This is a genomic window from Citrobacter sp. Res13-Sevr-PEB04-36 (assembly GCF_015672735.1).
Taxonomy (GTDB): domain Bacteria; phylum Pseudomonadota; class Gammaproteobacteria; order Enterobacterales; family Enterobacteriaceae; genus Citrobacter.
On record NZ_JADABY010000055.1, the window covers coordinates 1 to 17,615 of the forward strand.

A 17,615-nucleotide genomic window follows, 5' to 3' on the forward strand; every position below is an offset into this window, starting at 1 on the left:
GCTTCGCTTTTTCTCAGCGGCGCGGGGTGTGCATATTACGCCATCCCGCTACGAAGTCAAGCTTTTATTTTGCTTTTCTCCGCGAGGTTCTCACTGGAACCCCGCTGACCCGGCGGCTTGTAATCCGTTATTCCGTGTCAGTGGAGGCGCATTATAGGGAGTTATTTCAGGCTGACAAGCGGAAATTTAAAATAATTTTCCGAGTGCGCATTATTTCATCAAAACTCATAAAACTGCCAGTTTTTCGAGCGTTTTGAAGCCGTAACGCTGGAGTACTGGCAATAATTGTTCAGCCTCAGGCGTCATTGCCATGCAAAAAGCGATGTTTTCGTCAGCTGATTTTGCGTCAGGGGATTCATGCTCTAGCAACCAGGCTGTACGGCGCGCAATCGCGGCACCGGAATCCACCAGTCGCGTCCCTTCAGGTAGAACCTGTAAAAGTTCTTCTTGTAATAGAGGGAAATGCGTACATCCGAGAACAACCGTATCCGGCGGTTCCGACATCCGCAGCCATGGACGCAGAATGCGCCGCAACTCATCCAGAGGAACCGCTTCTCCGTGCAGCTTAGCTTCTGCTAGTTCCACCAGCTCAGCGGAACCCAACATCGCAATCTGACACTCGTTCGCAAAGCGCGCAATCAGCTCATGCGTATATGAACGCTTCACCGTCGCACGCGTAGCCAACAACCCCACTACACCGTTAGCCGTAAGGCGCGCCGCCGGTTTAATCGCAGGTACCACGCCGACGACCGGGAAGGCGAACTTTTCACGTAGCGCAGGGAGTGACACCGTGCTGGCGGTATTGCAGGCGATAACAGCCAGTGAAAGAGGGTAGCGCTGCTGAACCGCAGTCACAATCTCAACAACACGCTCGACAATAAACTCCTCGCTCTTCTCTCCATAAGGAAAGGCGACGTTATCGAAAGCGTATATATAGTGGAGATCCGGCAAGAGGTTGCGGATCTCGTTATAGACCGACAACCCACCGACGCCGGAATCAAACACCAGCACGGTGGGACGTGGATCAGAAGGTGTAGCTGCCAGACAAGGTGTATTCCCGTCCTGCAGTTGGGTAGCCATAAACTGTCTCGTAATCTTTATCGAACAGGTTGGCGATTTTACCACGAACTGTCAGCTGTGAGGTGATCGGATATGACACTGCCAGATCCCACAAACTCACTCCACCCAATTTTACCGGCTGGTTAGTGACATAGTCCTTGTCATATCGTGTTCCCAGATATTGATACGTCAGGCCCCAGTCAAAATCATAGACCTGCCAGTCGAGCTGATACTTCACCTGCTGTTTGGAACGGCGGGCCAGCGGCTTGTCCGTAATCGCATTACGCGCATCGACATAGTCATAGCTCAGCGTATGCGCCAGCGGACCCGTATCGAAACTCGCCGTCGCTTCAACGCCTTTAATCCGCACTTTCCCTTCGTTATAGTATTTCAGAGTGTGGGGGTCATAATCGATCATGTTATCGATATCGTTGCGATATCCTGACAAACGCCAGTTTACATCCGCTGTTAACCCTTCAAACGCCCCTTCCCACTGCTTGCTCTCTTCAGGATCAAGGTTTGCATTGCCATACATACCGTACAGCTGCCCCAGATTAGGTGCTTTGTAAGAGGTACCATAAGAAGCAATAAAACGATAACCGTCAATAAACGCCCAGCCGGCGCTGGTTTGCCATGTACCATGACGACCAAACTGGGAATTGTCGTCACTGCGCGCTGCGCCTTCGAAGGTGAAATCGCCGAGCTGTTGCAATCCGGTCAGATAAAGACCGGTATTACGCTGATCGTAGCCATCCGTAACATACCCGGTGCCTGGCTCTGTTGTTTGCTTTTGCCAGTCGACGCCAGCACCCACATTACCGTGGCCAACCACCATACTGTTTGACCACTGAAGATTATATTGCTTCATCTCATCCAGGGTTGCCGAGGAGTCGTAGCGACCATAGTCCGGGTCATAGTTGTAGTCTTTGCTATGGCTGTAGCTGGAAACAAGCTGTGACTGGATTTGCTCGCCATTAAAGCGCAGTCCGGCATCCCAGCTTTGGCTATAGAGCTTACGGGTATCGACTAACGGCGTGCCCGGAGAATAATAGGAGTCATAATTGGTACGGTTATCATAGCCATAGCCGCGCACAAACCCGCTCCAGGTGTCAGAGAAGTTATGTTCCAGTGCGCCATACAGCGTCTTACTTAAAAAACCATCTTTGTCGGGCTGCGCTTGCTCACCAGTGCTGCCGTAGGCGACAACGTCAAAACCTTTGGTATAGGCATAATCCCCCATCAGCGTCACGCGCGTATTCTCACCGAGCTGTTGCTGCGTCGAAATGTCGTAATTCTGATAACCATTACTGCCCACACCGGCGGTCAATTCCGTCCCCGGGTTTTCGCGTGTGGTAATGATATTCACCACGCCACCAATCGCATCAGAACCATAAACAGCAGAACGCGGCCCGCGAATATATTCAATGCGTTGCACCAGTGATACCGGGAACTGGCTGAGATCGGCGGCACCGCTCACGCCCGCTAAGTTCAGACGCACGCCGTCAATCAGCACCAGTACATGGCTGGCGTTAGTCCCACGAATAGAAATAGACGAATTTTGTCCCATACCACCGTATTGCGCGATATCAACACCTGGCAGGCGGCGAAGAACGTCATTCACAGAGGTGGATTGCCAGCGATCGATTTCCTGACGCGTAACAACGGTGATGGGAGCAAGCACTGCGCTAAGAGGTTGCTGAAAACGGTTAGCAGTAACGACGAGAGTATCCGGGCTAGCATCCTGCGCCCAACCAGAAAATGCCGCGACGGAAAGTGCCGTCAGCAGCAATGATTTTTTAATCATTGTAAAGCATCCACAATATAAGAAGGATGCCGCAGGTCCCACCGATAGTACGCGATGATGAAAACCAGATGCGACGTTAACCGGCAGGTCTTCGGGCTTGGAAGGTTATTCAGGATAGAGAATAAAAAGAAATGAAGACTTCCCACCCACAGGCAGTGTCTGCTTACGCTCTCATTTCACCTTTCCTTACCGCTGCGCGTCAGCTCCAGATTTACACTGGATTCCCTTTTAACTCACAGGACCGGAACGCGGATGCTACAGTTTGTTACAACCCACTGTCCAGACCGCACGTCACAATATAGGAAATCATCAATGACTGGACATCTGTTGAGCAATCCCTACAATCCCCGCGTACTTTTATTTTTCAGGATGCATCATGACCCCCGAACACCTTCCGACAGAACAGTATGACGCGCAGCTGGACGAAAAAGTGGCACGTTTGCAGAGCTTAATGACGCCCTTTACCGATCAGGCTCCGGAAGTGTTTCGCTCGCCGGTTAGCCATTATCGTATGCGCGCTGAGTTTCGCATCTGGCACGACGGCGATGACCTGTACCACATCATGTTCGACCAGCAGACCAAAAGCCGTATTCGTGTCGACAGCTTTCCGGCAGCCAGCGAACTCATCAATTCGCTGATGACGGCCGTGATAGAAGGGGTTCGCCACAACCACATCCTGCGTCATAAATTGTTCCAGATTGATTACCTCACTACCATGAGCAATCAGGCGGTAGTCTCCATGCTGTACCATAAAAAATTAGATGACGAATGGCGTCAGGAAGCCGAGGCGTTGCGAGATGCGCTGCGCGCGCAAAACCTGAACGTGCATCTGATTGGCCGGGCCACCAAAACTAAAATCGAGCTGGACCAGGATTACATCGACGAACGTTTGCCGGTTGCGGGTAAAGAGATTATCTATCGCCAGGTTGAGAACAGCTTTACCCAACCGAATGCCGCCATGAACATTCAAATGCTGGAATGGGCGATTGATGTCACCACAGATTCGCAGGGCGACCTGCTTGAGCTGTACTGTGGTAATGGCAACTTCTCGTTAGCGCTGGCGCAGAACTTTAACCGCGTACTGGCCACCGAAATCGCCAAACCGTCCGTGGCTGCTGCACAGTACAACATTGCGGCTAACCATATTGATAACGTGCAAATTATTCGTATGGCAGCCGAAGAATTTACCCAGGCGATGAACGGCGTGCGTGAGTTCAACCGTTTGCAGGGTATCGATCTGAAGAGTTACCAGTGTGAGACCATTTTTGTTGACCCACCGCGTAGCGGTCTGGACAACGAAACGGAGAAGATGGTGCAGGCGTATCCGCGAATTCTGTACATCTCCTGCAACCCGGAGACGCTGTGTAAGAACCTGGAAACATTGAGCCAGACGCACAATGTGTCACGTCTGGCGCTATTCGATCAGTTCCCGTATACGCACCATATGGAGTGCGGAGTATTACTGACCGCGAAGTGATTTTTTTGTAGGCCGAGCAAGCGAAGCGCCCCCGGCCTACAAATACTATTCCGCAATTTCTTGCTTACGGTTACGCACCTTAAAGCCGATCCAGAACACCAGAATCACAGACAGGACCGCCGGGAAGAAGTTCGAGCCGATATCCGGATATTCCGCACGCACCACGGTGCTGTACAACAGAACGCCAAGAATAAAACAGGCCGCAGCCAGACCCGGCAGCCCCACAGGCATTGTGCGATTCTGGTAACGTTGATGCAGGCAGTAAACTGTCAGCACCAGCGAAATAATGGGGAATACGGAGAATGGCACAATGGAGCTAAACAGCGCCGCGAATGTGCCATTGATCGATAAGCCAGCAACCAGCGCCAGCAGCAGCGTACCTTTATCTTGACCTGACTGTTTCATTGCTCGTCCTTCTCGTTACTCGGAGTGATGCGTCATCTTCTCTTGTTCACGGCGGTACCAATAAAATGCGCCCTTGGCGATCATGCGCAATTGCAATACCAGCCGCTCTTCCAGTTGTCGACGCTGTTCGGCGCCAACATCCAGCGCTTCTGCCCCCGCACTGAAAACAATCGTCACCATGGCTTCGGCTTGTGCTTCAGTAAACGCACGAGGCATATGGTTTTCGAGTTCCAGATAGTCCGCAAGTTCCGCAATGAAATGCTGAATTTCGCGAGCCACTGCGGCACGAAATGCCGCGGAGGTACCAGACCGCTCGCGCAATAATAAACGGAAGGCGTTAGGATTGTTGCCGATGAACTCCATAAATGTTGAGACCGAGGTGCGGATCACACTGCCGCCCTTGGCGATGCGTTGACGCGCCTGACGCATCAACTGGCGTAGCATCAGGCCACTCTCATCCACCATCGTCAGGCCGAGTTCATCCACATCGCGAAAATGGCGATAAAATGAGGTTGGCGCAATGCCCGCTTCACGAGCAACTTCTCGTAAACTGAGGCTGGCAAAACTCCGCTCTGCGCTCAATTGACTAAATGCGGCTTCGACCAGCGAACGCCGGGTTTTTTCTTTTTGTTGCGCTCTAACGCCCATCACGATGTCTGAATCCTTCCTTATAGCTTGCTGGCACTATACCAGAGATTAGGCGGTTGGCATGGCTTTGTGAACGATTGTTTACGCGCAGTTTGTGCTTCGGCTTCGCAAAAAAGCACAACGATAATTGGGTTATCCCAACAACGATGTTACTATTCTGTTGCTTTTATGTATAAGAACAGGTAAGCCTGACCATGTCACATTCCTACGATTACGATGCAATAGTAATAGGTTCCGGCCCCGGCGGCGAAGGCGCTGCAATGGGTCTGGTTAAGCAAGGTGCGCGCGTTGCCGTTATTGAGCGCTATCATAACGTCGGCGGCGGTTGTACCCACTGGGGTACCATCCCGTCAAAAGCGCTCCGCCACGCCGTTAGCCGTATCATTGAATTCAACCAAAACCCACTCTACAGCGACCATTCCCGGCTTCTTCGCTCTTCTTTTGCCGATATTCTTAACCATGCCGATAACGTCATTAACCAGCAAACCCGTATGCGGCAAGGTTTTTACGAGCGTAACCACTGCGAAATTTTGCAGGGAAACGCCCGTTTTGTTGACGAGCACACCCTTGCCCTGGAGTGCCACGACGGTACGGTAGAAACGCTCACAGCGGATAAATTTGTTATTGCCTGTGGCTCTCGCCCCTACCACCCGACTGACGTCGATTTTTCACACCCGCGCGTTTACGATAGCGATTCCATTCTCAGTTTGCACCATGAACCTCGCCATGTTCTGATCTATGGCGCGGGCGTCATTGGCTGTGAATATGCGTCGATCTTTCGGGGAATGGACGTCAAAGTTGATTTGATCAACACCCGCGACCGTCTGCTGGCGTTTCTTGATCAGGAGATGTCCGACTCGTTGTCTTATCACTTCTGGAACAGCGGCGTGGTGATTCGCCATAACGAAGAGTACGAGAAAATTGAAGGCTGCGATGATGGCGTCATCATGCACCTGAAATCCGGGAAGAAACTGAAAGCCGACTGCCTGCTGTACGCCAACGGTCGTACCGGTAACACCGATTCGTTAGCGCTGGAGAATATTGGCCTGAAGACGGACAGCCGCGGCCAGCTAAAAGTGAACAGCATGTACCAGACGGCGCTGCCGCATGTGTACGCCGTGGGGGATGTGATCGGTTATCCAAGCCTTGCCTCCGCAGCTTACGATCAGGGCCGTATTGCCGCCCAGGCGTTGGTGAAAGGTGAGGCTACCGCGCACCTGATCGAAGATATCCCGACCGGTATTTACACCATTCCCGAGATCAGCTCCGTCGGTAAGACTGAACAACAACTGACGTCAATGAAAGTCCCTTACGAAGTCGGCCGTGCACAGTTTAAACATCTGGCTCGCGCACAAATCGTCGGGATGAGTGTCGGAACATTGAAGATTCTGTTCCATCGGGAGACCAAAGAGATTTTAGGGATCCACTGCTTTGGTGAACGCGCTGCCGAAATTATTCATATCGGTCAGGCAATAATGGAGCAAAAAGGTGGTGGTAACACCATCGAGTACTTCGTTAACACCACCTTTAACTACCCAACCATGGCTGAAGCTTATCGGGTAGCTGCACTGAACGGCTTAAACCGCCTGTTTTAATGTGTTGTCGAAATGGCCATCCATTGCACCACGGATGGCCTCTGCCAGCTGTTCATAACGGCTACGCAGTGGCGAACCCGGACGGTATACCAGACCAATGGTACGACGCGGTTCTGGCTTAATGCACGGCACATAGACCACACCATCACGCTTACGCTCCGGTGGGACAGCCAGCGCGGGCAGTAAAGTAATCCCGCTGCCTGCTGCCACCATGTTACGCAGCGTTTCCAGACTGGTTGCCCGGAAATGGGTATCTTCATCAGCACCGGCTTCAAAACAGAATCCCATCGCCTGATCGCGCAAACAGTGACCATCTTCGAGCATTAACAGTTTTTCACCTGCCAGATCGGACATCGGTACGCGGTCACGGTTTGCCCATGGATGATCTTCATAGATCGCCAACATCATTGGCTCATCAAACAGCGGTACCTCGATAAACGCCTCACTCTCTTTCACCAGAGCCAGAATCACACAGTCGAGTTTACCGCTGTCCAATTGTGCCAACAGCTGATGCGTTTGCGCTTCATGCAGGTACATTTCCAGTTTCGGGAAGGTCTGGTGCAACATAGGAATAATATGCGGCAGTAGGTAAGGTCCTACCGTAGGGATCAAACCAATATGCAGCGGGCCAGACATTGTCTCACCCTGTTGGCTTGCCATCTCCTTGAGCACTTTGACCTCGCGCAACACGGTGCGCGCCTGATCCACCAGCAGTAAACCCGCTTGAGTGAACAGCACTTTACGACTCGTACGCTCCAGCAACATAACGCCAAGCTCATCTTCGAGTTTGCGGATTTGCCCACTCAGCGTTGGCTGGCTGACGTGACAGGAGTCTGCCGCTCGTCGGAAGTGACGGTGTTCGGCGAGTGCTACCAGGTATTCAAGATCACGAATATTCATTATTCATCCTCCATTGCCACGATAGTTCGTAGCGATAGGTAGAATAGCAACGAACGATTATCCCTATCAAGTATTCTGTTTAATAATGCACCACAGAAACGGCGCAGACCCCTTTAACCCTTGAAGCCACTGCCCGTTAAGAGATCTGATCTCATACTCGAAATAACTAAAGCCAACGTGAACATTTGCGGACCTCTGGTCCGCTTTTTTTTGCATAAAAAAGCCCGGCTTGAAGCCAGGCTCAGATAACCATCCGGCAAAACACACGTTACGCCAGACGTGCCTTCGCGTAGCCGATCGCCTGCGCCACCTGCTGTGGTGAAACGCCACCTTTCGCCGCACGCTTGTCGAGGCACGACTGCAGCGAGAGGATCGGGTACACGTCATCGCCAATCACCGCGCTAAATTTTTGCAAATCAGCCAGTGACAGTGCTTCCAGCGGTTTACCCTGACGAATCGCCTCCACTACCGTTTCACCCACAATATGGTGCGCTTCGCGGAACGGTACACCTTTTGCCACCAGATAATCGGCCAGCTCAGTAGCGTTGGCATAGCCCTGCTGTGCAGCCTCCTGGCAGCGTGGGCGTTTAACCTGAATACCTTCCAGCACCAGCACCGCCATATGCAGGCAATCCAGCCAGGTATCGAGTGCGTCGAACAGCCCTTCTTTGTCTTCCTGCATATCCTTGTTATACGCCAGCGGCAGTCCTTTCAGCGTCATCATCATGCCGGTCAACGCACCTTGTACGCGGCCACATTTGCCACGAATCAGTTCTAAGGCATCCGGATTTTTCTTCTGCGGCATTAATGATGAGCCGGAAGTTACGCGATCGGACAGTTCTACAAAACCGGCTTCCCCGGTATTAAAGAAAATCAGATCTTCAGCAAAGCGTGACAGGTGAACCATACCGATAGAAGCATCCGAGAGGAGTTCCAGCACGTGGTCACGGTCAGAAACGCTGTCCAGACTGTTGCGAGTCGCCGAGGCAAAGCCCAGCCAGTCGGCCAGTTGTTCACGATCGATTTCATAGGCAGTACCCGCCAGCGCGCCACAACCTAACGGGCTGACGTCCAGACGCTTGAGCGCATCCTGCAAGCGGCTTTCATCACGCGCCAGCATTTCAACATAGGCCAGACACCAGTGAGCAAACGTCACCGGCTGCGCACGCTGCAGGTGCGTATAACCCGGCATAACGGCATCCTGGTTATTCTCTGCCGTCACTACCAACGCGCTTTGCAACTGACGGTTAGCAGACAACAATTCAAGCACCGTGTCTTTGCACCACAGTTTAAGATCGGTTGCCACCTGGTCATTACGGCTACGCCCGGTATGCAGTTTTTTACCCAGTTGACCGACTTTATCGATGAGCTTGCCTTCTACCCAACTGTGAATATCTTCCGCATCACTTTGCAGGATCTGCTGTGGGTCGAGCCGCACCTCTTCCAGCAGATTATTGAGCGCCTCTTCCAGCTGAAGTTGTTCATCGGAGGTCAACACGCCGACCGTGACCAGCGCTTTGGACCAGGCCACAGAGCCGACGATATCTTGTTCGGCCAGGCGGTAGTCGAAGCGCAAAGAGTCGTTGAACTGTTTGAACCGCTGATCTGCTGCCTGTGTAAAACGCCCACCCCAAAGTGCCATAACGAATTTCCTTAATATGATATTTTTGCCCGGTGGCGCAACGCTTACCGGGCCTACAAAACCCATGCAGGCCGGGTAAGGCGAAGCCGCCATCCGGCACAGTAGTAGTTAAGCCAGAATACGGGTACCGATCGGCGTGCCGTTAAACAGTGCCGGGAGTTGTTCGGCATGACGCCAGGAAGCGATATCTACCGGACGTCCCAGAGTACGTGCCGCATCCAGCGCCGCGTTCACCTTCACAATCATGCCATCGGTAATAATACCTTGTTCGATCAACTGCTCTGCTTTGGCGGCGGTCATTTCGGCGATCCGCTGACCTTTACCATCCAGAATACCGCTGACGTCAGACAACAGAATCAGATCCGCGCCCAACGTTGCCGCCAGCGCCGTCGCTGCCTGATCGGCATTGACGTTCATCAGTTGCCCTTCTTTCGTTACGCCAATTGAGCTGACCACCGGCAGAAAACCGTTTTCCAGCAGCGTGTTAATCAGCTTAGGCGAACCCGGCTGTGCCAGCCCAACGTGACCTAACGCTACATCGAGCTGGGTCACTTTTACGCTGTCGCCATCGCCAAGGTACAGACCGACAGCGTCAATATGGTGTTTCTTCGCCCACGCCAGCAGCGTTTTATTCGCTGTTCCGGCCAGGGCGCCAGTAATGATGTCGATCTGGTCAGCTGGTGTCACGCGCAGACCATTTTTCTTTGTCACCGGCAAGTTGAGCCCTTTCATCAGCTCATCAACCACGCAGCCGCCACCGTGAACAATGACCAGCGGACGCTGGTGCGACTCGCGATAATTTACCAGTGCGGTAAACAGACGCTCCAGCGCCTCTTCGCTATCCAGTAAAACGCCGCCCAGCTTGATAATTAATGGATTCATCATTGCACCCTTAAAGAAGAGACTGCGTTTCAGCAAAGCCGAAACGGATATTTGCGCACTGCATCGCCTGTGCGGCAGCGCCTTTCAATAAATTGTCTTCGGTTGCCACCACAATCAGATGCTCGCCCTGCACGGCAAAGCCGATATCGCAGAACGGCAGCCCCACCACATTTTTCAGGGCCGGAACGCCGTTGTCATACAGGCGAACCAGAGGTTTATCACCATAGGCCTGCTGCAGCGTTTGCGCCACCTGCGCATGGGTCACACCCGGCTTCAGACGACAGGTGATGGTTTCCAGTATCCCACGCGGGAAGTTGCCCAGATGCGGGGTGAAAATCACGTCCGCCCCCAAATGTGTGGCGATTTCCGGTTGATGGCGGTGGGTAAACACGCCATACGGCTGCAAGCTAACTTCACAGAAACTGTTCGAGATGGCAGCTTTACGTCCTGCTCCGCTCACACCACTGGTGGCGTTAATCACCGGCCACTGGCTGAGATCAAGCAGGTCTGCATCAATCAGCGGTTTGAGCGACAACTGCGCCGCCGTGGGATAGCAACCCGGTACGGCAATCAGATTCGCGTCTTTTAGCTTGCTTGCACTCCACTCCGCCAGCCCGTAGACCGCTTGCTCCAGCAGCTCAGGATGCTGATGAGTAAAGCCATAATATTTTTCATAGAAGGTGCCGTCGTTTACACGGAATGCACCGGAGAGGTCGAACACCACACAACCGGCCTGCAGAAACAGTGGTGCCAGGTCATGGCTGACCTCATGGGCCGTCGCGAGGAACACAACATCTACCCCTGCGCTAAACTCGCTGATATCCGACATGGGTTGCAATGGCAAATCGACAATGCCCTTTAACTGCGGATGTAAATCAGAGATTAACTTTCCTGCATCATTGCTTTGCGCTGAGACAGTCAAAGCGGTTATGGTCATATCAGGATGGCGATTTACATAGGTCACAAGCTCTGCACCAGCATAGCCACTGGCGCCCACAATCAGCGTATTCAACATCGGGGCTGTTCACCTTCTTAGATTCGGTTGCCAGGTATAAGCCTTTATCACCTCACCTTACACTTGGTGGGTTTTATTACGCTCAACATTATTGTATTTTTATTCACAAATACTGCATGAATATTGATACTATCATGACCCGAGGTGTGTCAACAATGAAAAACAATTTACCGCCATTTATCGAGATTTACCGCGCTCTGATTGCCACACCGTCGATTAGCGCCACCGAAGAAGCGCTCGATCAAAGTAATGCAGGTTTAATCACTCTGCTGGCGGATTGGTTCAAAGATTTAGGCTTCAGCGTTGAGGTACAACCGGTTCCCGGCACCCGCAATAAATTCAATATGCTGGCGAGTACTGGCACCGGTGCCGGTGGCCTGCTGCTCGCCGGTCATACCGACACCGTACCGTTTGACGACGGACGCTGGACGCGCGATCCGTTCACCCTGACCGAGCATGACAATAAGCTCTACGGGCTGGGGACGGCGGATATGAAAGGCTTCTTCGCATTTATCCTCGATGCGCTGCGTGATGTCGATGTGAAACAGCTGAAAAAGCCACTCTACATCTTGGCCACCGCCGATGAAGAAACCAGTATGGCGGGCGCACGTTACTTCTCTGAAAACACAGCGATTCGCCCGGATTGCGCGATCATCGGTGAGCCAACGTCCCTGCAGCCAATTCGCGCGCACAAAGGCCATATTTCCACGGCGGTACGCGTGCTCGGCCAGTCAGGACACTCCAGCGATCCGGCGCGCGGCGTGAACGCCATTGAACTGATGCACGATGCCATCGGCCACATTATGCAGTTGCGCGACTCACTGAAAGCACGCTATCACCACGATTCATTCACCGTGCCTTACCCGACGCTGAACCTCGGCAGCCTGCATGGCGGCGATGCCTCCAACCGTATTTGCGCCTGCTGCGAACTGCATATGGATATCCGCCCGTTGCCGGGAATGACGTTAAGCGACCTGAATGGCTTACTGACGGAGGCGCTGGCCCCGGTGAGCGAGCGCTGGCCTGGCCGACTAACGGTTTCCGAGCTGCACCCGCCGATCCCGGGTTACGAATGCCCGCCGGATCACCAACTGGTCGAGGTAGTGGAAAAACTGCTCGGCGAGAAAACCGACGTGGTGAACTACTGCACCGAGGCGCCGTTTATCCAGACGCTGTGCCCGACGCTAGTACTGGGACCGGGTTCCATTAATCAGGCACATCAACCAGATGAATATCTGGAAACACGCTTCATTAAGCCAACCCGCGAATTAATTACCCAGGTTGTGCATCATTTTTGCTGGCATTAACCGAACGTCGCCTCGCTAATCCTTTGGTGGTAAGCGAGGCGTTTTTTTTAACATTTGCATAAGCAACGCTTATTTGACGCGATGTGAATTAAATAACGTAAATTCCCGCCATTTTTTCGTTTGCTGAACCGATTTCGCAGCAATTGACGTCAGGTGTTTTACGTGGCTTTATAAAAGACGACTAAAAAGTTAAGTCCGAAAGATTTCGCGTTGCAGCCAACGCCGCTGCGGCGCGAAAGATACAGGGCATTTACAAATAAAGATGGGGTGTCTGGGTTAATATGAACGAACAATATTCCGCGTTGCGTAGTAATGTCAGTATGCTCGGCAAAGTGCTGGGAGAAACCATCAAGGATGCGCTGGGAGAGAACATTCTCGATCGCGTAGAAACAATCCGTAAGCTGTCTAAATCATCCCGCGCTGGCAATGAAGCAAACCGTCAGGAGCTGCTCACTACGCTGCAGAATCTTTCCAACGACGAACTGCTGCCAGTTGCCCGCGCGTTTAGTCAGTTCCTGAACCTGGCCAATACCGCCGAGCAGTACCACAGCATTTCGCCAAAAGGCGAAGCTGCCAGCAACCCGGAAGTGATTGCCCGTACCCTGCGTAAACTGAAAGACCAGCCCAACCTCGATGAAGCGACAATCAAAAAAGCCGTGGAATCGCTTTCTCTGGAGCTGGTGCTGACCGCCCACCCGACCGAAATTACCCGCCGTACGTTGATCCATAAAATGGGCGAGGTAAACGCGTGTCTCAAGCAGCTTGATAACAAAGACATCGTCGATTACGAACGCCACCAGCTGATGCGCCGCCTGCGCCAGTTAATCGCCCAGTCCTGGCATACGGATGAAATCCGTAAACTGCGTCCCAGCCCGGTTGATGAAGCCAAATGGGGCTTCGCCGTGGTTGAAAATAGCCTGTGGGAAGGTGTGCCGAACTATCTGCGCGAACTGAACGAACAGCTGGAAGAGCATCTGAACTACAAGCTGCCCGTCGATTTTGTCCCGGTCCGATTCACCTCCTGGATGGGCGGCGACCGTGACGGCAACCCGAACGTAACGGCAGATATCACCCGTCATGTACTGCTGCTCAGCCGCTGGAAAGCGACCGACCTGTTCCTGAAAGACATTCAGTTTCTGGTTTCCGAGCTGTCGATGGTCGATGCCACACCTGAGCTATTAGCGCTGGTAGGTGAAGAAGGGGCGGCAGAACCTTACCGCCACCTGATGAAAATGCTGCGTTCGCGTTTGATGACGACCCAGGCCTGGCTGGAAGCGCGCCTGAAAGGCGAAAAATTGCCGAAACCTGCTGGCCTGTTAACGCAAAACGAGCAGCTATGGGAACCGCTGTACGCGTGTTATCAGTCACTGCAAGCCTGCGGTATGGGCATCATCGCCAATGGCGAACTGCTCGATACCCTGCGCCGGGTGAAATGCTTTGGCGTACCGCTGGTGCGTATCGATATTCGTCAAGAAAGCACCCGTCATACTGAAGCATTGGGCGAGCTGACCCGTTATCTGGGCATTGGCGACTACGAAAGCTGGTCAGAAGCAGACAAACAGGCCTTCCTGATCCGCGAACTGAACTCCAAGCGCCCACTGCTCCCACGCAGCTGGGAACCGAGTAACGATACTCGCGAAGTGCTCGACACTTGTCGGGTGATCGCCGAAGCACCTCATGGATCTATTGCTGCCTACGTTATCTCAATGGCGAAAACACCATCGGACGTGCTTGCCGTTCACCTGCTGCTGAAAGAAGCCGGTATTGGTTTTACCATGCCGGTAGCGCCGCTGTTTGAAACGCTGGACGACCTGAACAACGCTGACGATGTAATGACTCAGCTGTTGAACATCGACTGGTATCGCGGTCTGATTCAGGGCAAACAGATGGTTATGATTGGCTACTCTGACTCTGCAAAAGACGCAGGCGTTATGGCGGCTTCCTGGGCGCAATATCAGGCACAGGATGCGTTGATCAAAACCTGCGAAAAAGCCGGCATTGAATTGACGTTGTTCCATGGTCGCGGTGGTTCTATTGGCCGCGGCGGCGCACCGGCTCATGCGGCGTTGCTCTCACAGCCGCCAGGCAGCTTGAAAGGCGGACTGCGCGTCACTGAACAGGGAGAGATGATCCGCTTCAAATACGGTTTACCGGAAGTGACCATCAGCAGCCTGTCGCTATATACCGCCGCAATCCTGGAAGCCAACCTGTTACCACCGCCAGAACCGAAAGACAGCTGGTGTCATATTATGGATGAGCTGTCAGATATCTCCTGCGAGCTGTACCGGGGATACGTTCGTGAGAACAAAGACTTTGTTCCCTACTTCCGCTCTGCAACTCCCGAGCAGGAACTGGGTAAATTGCCGCTCGGTTCACGTCCGGCTAAACGCCGCCCGACCGGCGGAGTAGAATCTCTGCGTGCCATTCCATGGATATTCGCCTGGACACAAAACCGTCTGATGCTCCCGGCCTGGCTGGGCGCTGGTACCGCACTGCAAAAAGTGGTCGAAGACGGTAAACAAAGCGAACTTGAAGCGATGTGCCGCGACTGGCCATTCTTCTCCACGCGTCTTGGCATGCTGGAAATGGTGTTCTCGAAAGCGGACCTGTGGCTGGCGGAATACTACGATCAACGACTGGTCAAAAAAGAGCTGTGGCCGCTGGGCGAAGAACTGCGCCATCGACTGGAAGCCGACATCAACGTGGTGCTGGCGATTGCCAACGACTCGCATTTAATGGCCGACCTGCCATGGATTGCCGAGTCAATTCAGTTAAGGAATATTTATACCGATCCGTTGAACGTGTTACAGGCTGAACTTTTACACCGTTCGCGTCTGGCAGAAGAACAAGGTGAGGCGCCCGATCCGCGCGTTGAACAAGCGCTAATGGTCACCATCGCCGGTGTTGCTGCCGGTATGCGTAATACCGGTTAAGCAAGTCCCTATCACCCTCGTGCTATTGCGCGGGGGTGACGTAAAAAACTGCTGTCATAACCACTTCATTTCAAATATATTTCTCCCCCTTGATTCATTTATTTTATGAATGAATCATCAACAACATGCGTTTCTAACATCGCAACGCTTCAGATCCCCTTAAGATTTAGCCGCTACTCTTGGCGACACGATTAATAACAGGCTCACACTATGCAATCCTTATCACCCCAGTCTAAACCCCTGTTTAGCTGGAAAGCCCTGGGTTGGGCGCTTCTCTATTTTTGGTTTTTTTCTTCATTACTACAGGGCATTATCTATTTTAGCGGTTACAGCGGTTCGACCGGATTACGCGACTCATTGTTATTTAGTTCTCTGTGGCTGATCCCGGTATTTTTATTTCCAAATCGAATCCGTATTATTGCCGCCGTCATTGGCGTCATGTTGTGGGCTGCGTCGCTCGCTGCGCTGAGCTATTACGTCATTTACGGGCAGGAGTTCTCACAGAGCGTGCTGTACGTGATGTTTGAGACCAATGCAAATGAAGCCAGTGAATATTTAAGCCAGTATTTCAGCCTCAAGATCGTTTTTGTCGCGCTGGCCTACACCGCAGTGGCGATTCTGCTGTGGACACGTCTGCGCCCGGTTCATATTCCCTCTCCCTGGCGTTATCTGGTATCGTTTGCGCTGTTATACGGTTTGATTCTGCATCCGATGGCCGTCAATACGTTTATTAAGCATAAACCTTTCGAGCAAACGCTGGATGGTCTTGCTGCGCGTATGGAACCCGCCGCGCCGTGGCAGTTTATCTCGGGCTATTATCAGTATCGTCAGCAACTGACTTCTCTGAACAGTCTACTAAATAAGAATAACGCGCTGCCGCCGCTGGCACACTTCAAAGACAACTCTGGCGATGCCCCGCGCACGCTGGTGCTGGTGATTGGGGAGTCAACTCAGCGTGGACGCATGAGCCTGTACGGTTACCCACGGGAAACCACGCCAGAACTCGACGCACTGCACAAATCCGATCCTAATCTGACCGTATTCAATAATGTCGTGACCTCACGTCCGTACACCATTGAAATCCTGCAACAGGCGCTGACCTTCGCCAACGAGAAGAACCCGGATTTATATCTGACACAGCCGTCGCTGATGAACATGATGAAACAGGCTGGTTATAAGACCTTCTGGATCACCAACCAGCAAACGATGACCGCCCGTAACACCATGCTGACCGTATTTTCCAAGCAGACGGATAAGCAGTTCTATATGAATCAGCAGCGGACCCAAAGTGCGCGTGAATACGACAGCAACGTGCTGGCACCGTTTAAAGAAGTGCTGACCGATCCGGCGCCGAAAAAGTTCATCATCGTTCATCTGCTGGGAACGCATATTAAGTACAAATTCCGCTATCCGGACGGTCAGGGAAAATTCGACAACAATATCGACAACGTCCCGGCAGGCCTGAGCAACGATGAGCTGGAGTCCTACAACGACTACGACAGCGCCAATGTGTATAACGACCACATCATTGCCAGTCTGATTAACGACTACAAAGCCACCGATCCGAATGGCTTCCTGCTCTACTTCTCCGATCATGGGGAAGAGGTGTATGACACGCCGCCGCATAAAACACAGGGTCGTAATGAAGACAACCCAACGCGCCATATGTATACGGTGCCGTTCCTGCTATGGACGTCTGAAAAATGGCAGGCCGCACACCCGCATGACTTCTCACAAGATGTTGATCGTAAGTACAGCAGCTCTGAACTTATCCACACCTGGTCTGATTTAGCGGGCTTTACCTACGATGGATTCGACCCGACGCGTGCCATTACCAACCCGCAGTTCAAAGAGACAACCCGCTGGATTGGTAATCCGTACAAGAAAAATGCTCTGATAGATTACGATACCCTACCTTACGGCGATCAAATCGGTAATCAGTGATAGT

Annotated in this window: 13 protein-coding genes and 1 riboswitch; of the genes, 5 read left to right on the forward strand and 8 right to left on the reverse strand. The window is 52.6% G+C overall.

Annotated features, from left to right (window positions below):
* Positions 1-225 precede the first annotated feature (225 nt).
* Together murI and btuB are read right to left on the reverse strand one after the other, a co-directional pair.
* Positions 226-1,080 (reverse strand): glutamate racemase, encoded by an 855-nt coding sequence (gene murI, locus IMQ48_RS16050; protein WP_196209818.1) that lies wholly within the window; start codon positions 1,078-1,080, stop codon positions 226-228.
* A complete protein-coding gene (gene btuB, locus IMQ48_RS16055) occupies positions 1,025-2,863 on the reverse strand; it encodes a TonB-dependent vitamin B12 receptor BtuB (RefSeq protein ID WP_196209819.1) in 1,839 nt (612 codons plus the stop codon). Before btuB ends, murI begins: the two co-directional genes overlap by 56 nt.
* A gap of 64 nt (positions 2,864-2,927) precedes the next feature.
* A riboswitch (cobalamin riboswitch) is annotated at positions 2,928-3,124 on the reverse strand.
* A gap of 115 nt (positions 3,125-3,239) precedes the next feature.
* Between btuB and trmA the strand changes: the two genes are divergently transcribed.
* Positions 3,240-4,340, forward strand: a complete 1,101-nt coding sequence (trmA, locus tag IMQ48_RS16060; RefSeq protein ID WP_196209820.1) for a tRNA (uridine(54)-C5)-methyltransferase TrmA — start codon at positions 3,240-3,242, stop codon at positions 4,338-4,340.
* Positions 4,341-4,385: 45 nt separating this feature from the next.
* Here the strand turns inward: trmA and IMQ48_RS16065 are convergent, their stop codons facing one another.
* Positions 4,386-4,745 (reverse strand): YijD family membrane protein, encoded by a 360-nt coding sequence (locus IMQ48_RS16065; protein ID WP_003825114.1) that lies wholly within the window; start codon positions 4,743-4,745, stop codon positions 4,386-4,388.
* A 15-nt stretch (positions 4,746-4,760) separates the two neighbouring features.
* Positions 4,761-5,396, reverse strand: coding sequence for an HTH-type transcriptional repressor FabR (gene fabR / locus IMQ48_RS16070; RefSeq protein WP_003028862.1), 636 nt, complete (start codon positions 5,394-5,396; stop codon positions 4,761-4,763).
* A 191-nt stretch (positions 5,397-5,587) separates the two neighbouring features.
* Between fabR and sthA the strand changes: the two genes are divergently transcribed.
* Complete coding sequence (gene sthA / locus IMQ48_RS16075; protein WP_196209821.1) at positions 5,588-6,988, forward strand: Si-specific NAD(P)(+) transhydrogenase; 1,401 nt, start codon at positions 5,588-5,590, stop codon at positions 6,986-6,988.
* Here the strand turns inward: sthA and oxyR are convergent.
* The 4 genes from oxyR to argC all read right to left on the reverse strand — a co-directional run bounded on the left by oxyR (position 6,971) and on the right by argC (position 11,427).
* A complete protein-coding gene (gene oxyR / locus IMQ48_RS16080; protein ID WP_115259743.1) occupies positions 6,971-7,888 on the reverse strand; it encodes a DNA-binding transcriptional regulator OxyR in 918 nt (305 codons plus the stop codon). The two genes, sthA and oxyR, sit on opposite strands and share 18 nt — an antisense overlap.
* Positions 7,889-8,156: 268 nt before the next feature.
* Complete coding sequence (gene argH / locus IMQ48_RS16085) at positions 8,157-9,530, reverse strand: argininosuccinate lyase (RefSeq protein WP_196209822.1); 1,374 nt, start codon at positions 9,528-9,530, stop codon at positions 8,157-8,159.
* Between the two features lie 108 nt (positions 9,531-9,638).
* A complete protein-coding gene (argB, locus tag IMQ48_RS16090; RefSeq protein ID WP_196209823.1) occupies positions 9,639-10,415 on the reverse strand; it encodes an acetylglutamate kinase in 777 nt (258 codons plus the stop codon).
* Between the two features lie 7 nt (positions 10,416-10,422).
* Positions 10,423-11,427, reverse strand: coding sequence for an N-acetyl-gamma-glutamyl-phosphate reductase (gene argC, locus IMQ48_RS16095; RefSeq protein WP_196209824.1), 1,005 nt, complete (start codon positions 11,425-11,427; stop codon positions 10,423-10,425).
* 155 nt (positions 11,428-11,582) lie between these two features.
* Here argC and argE point away from each other — a divergent pair, with 155 nt between their 5' ends.
* The 3 genes from argE (at position 11,583) to IMQ48_RS16110 (ending at position 17,611) form a co-directional block, all read left to right on the forward strand.
* Positions 11,583-12,734: an acetylornithine deacetylase gene (gene argE, locus IMQ48_RS16100; RefSeq protein ID WP_196209825.1), complete on the forward strand. Its 1,152-nt coding sequence runs from the start codon at positions 11,583-11,585 to the stop codon at positions 12,732-12,734.
* 281 nt (positions 12,735-13,015) lie between these two features.
* A complete protein-coding gene (gene ppc / locus IMQ48_RS16105) occupies positions 13,016-15,667 on the forward strand; it encodes a phosphoenolpyruvate carboxylase (RefSeq protein ID WP_196209826.1) in 2,652 nt (883 codons plus the stop codon).
* Positions 15,668-15,877: 210 nt separating this feature from the next.
* Positions 15,878-17,611, forward strand: a complete 1,734-nt coding sequence (locus tag IMQ48_RS16110; protein WP_196209827.1) for a phosphoethanolamine transferase CptA — start codon at positions 15,878-15,880, stop codon at positions 17,609-17,611.
* Positions 17,612-17,615 lie beyond the last annotated feature (4 nt).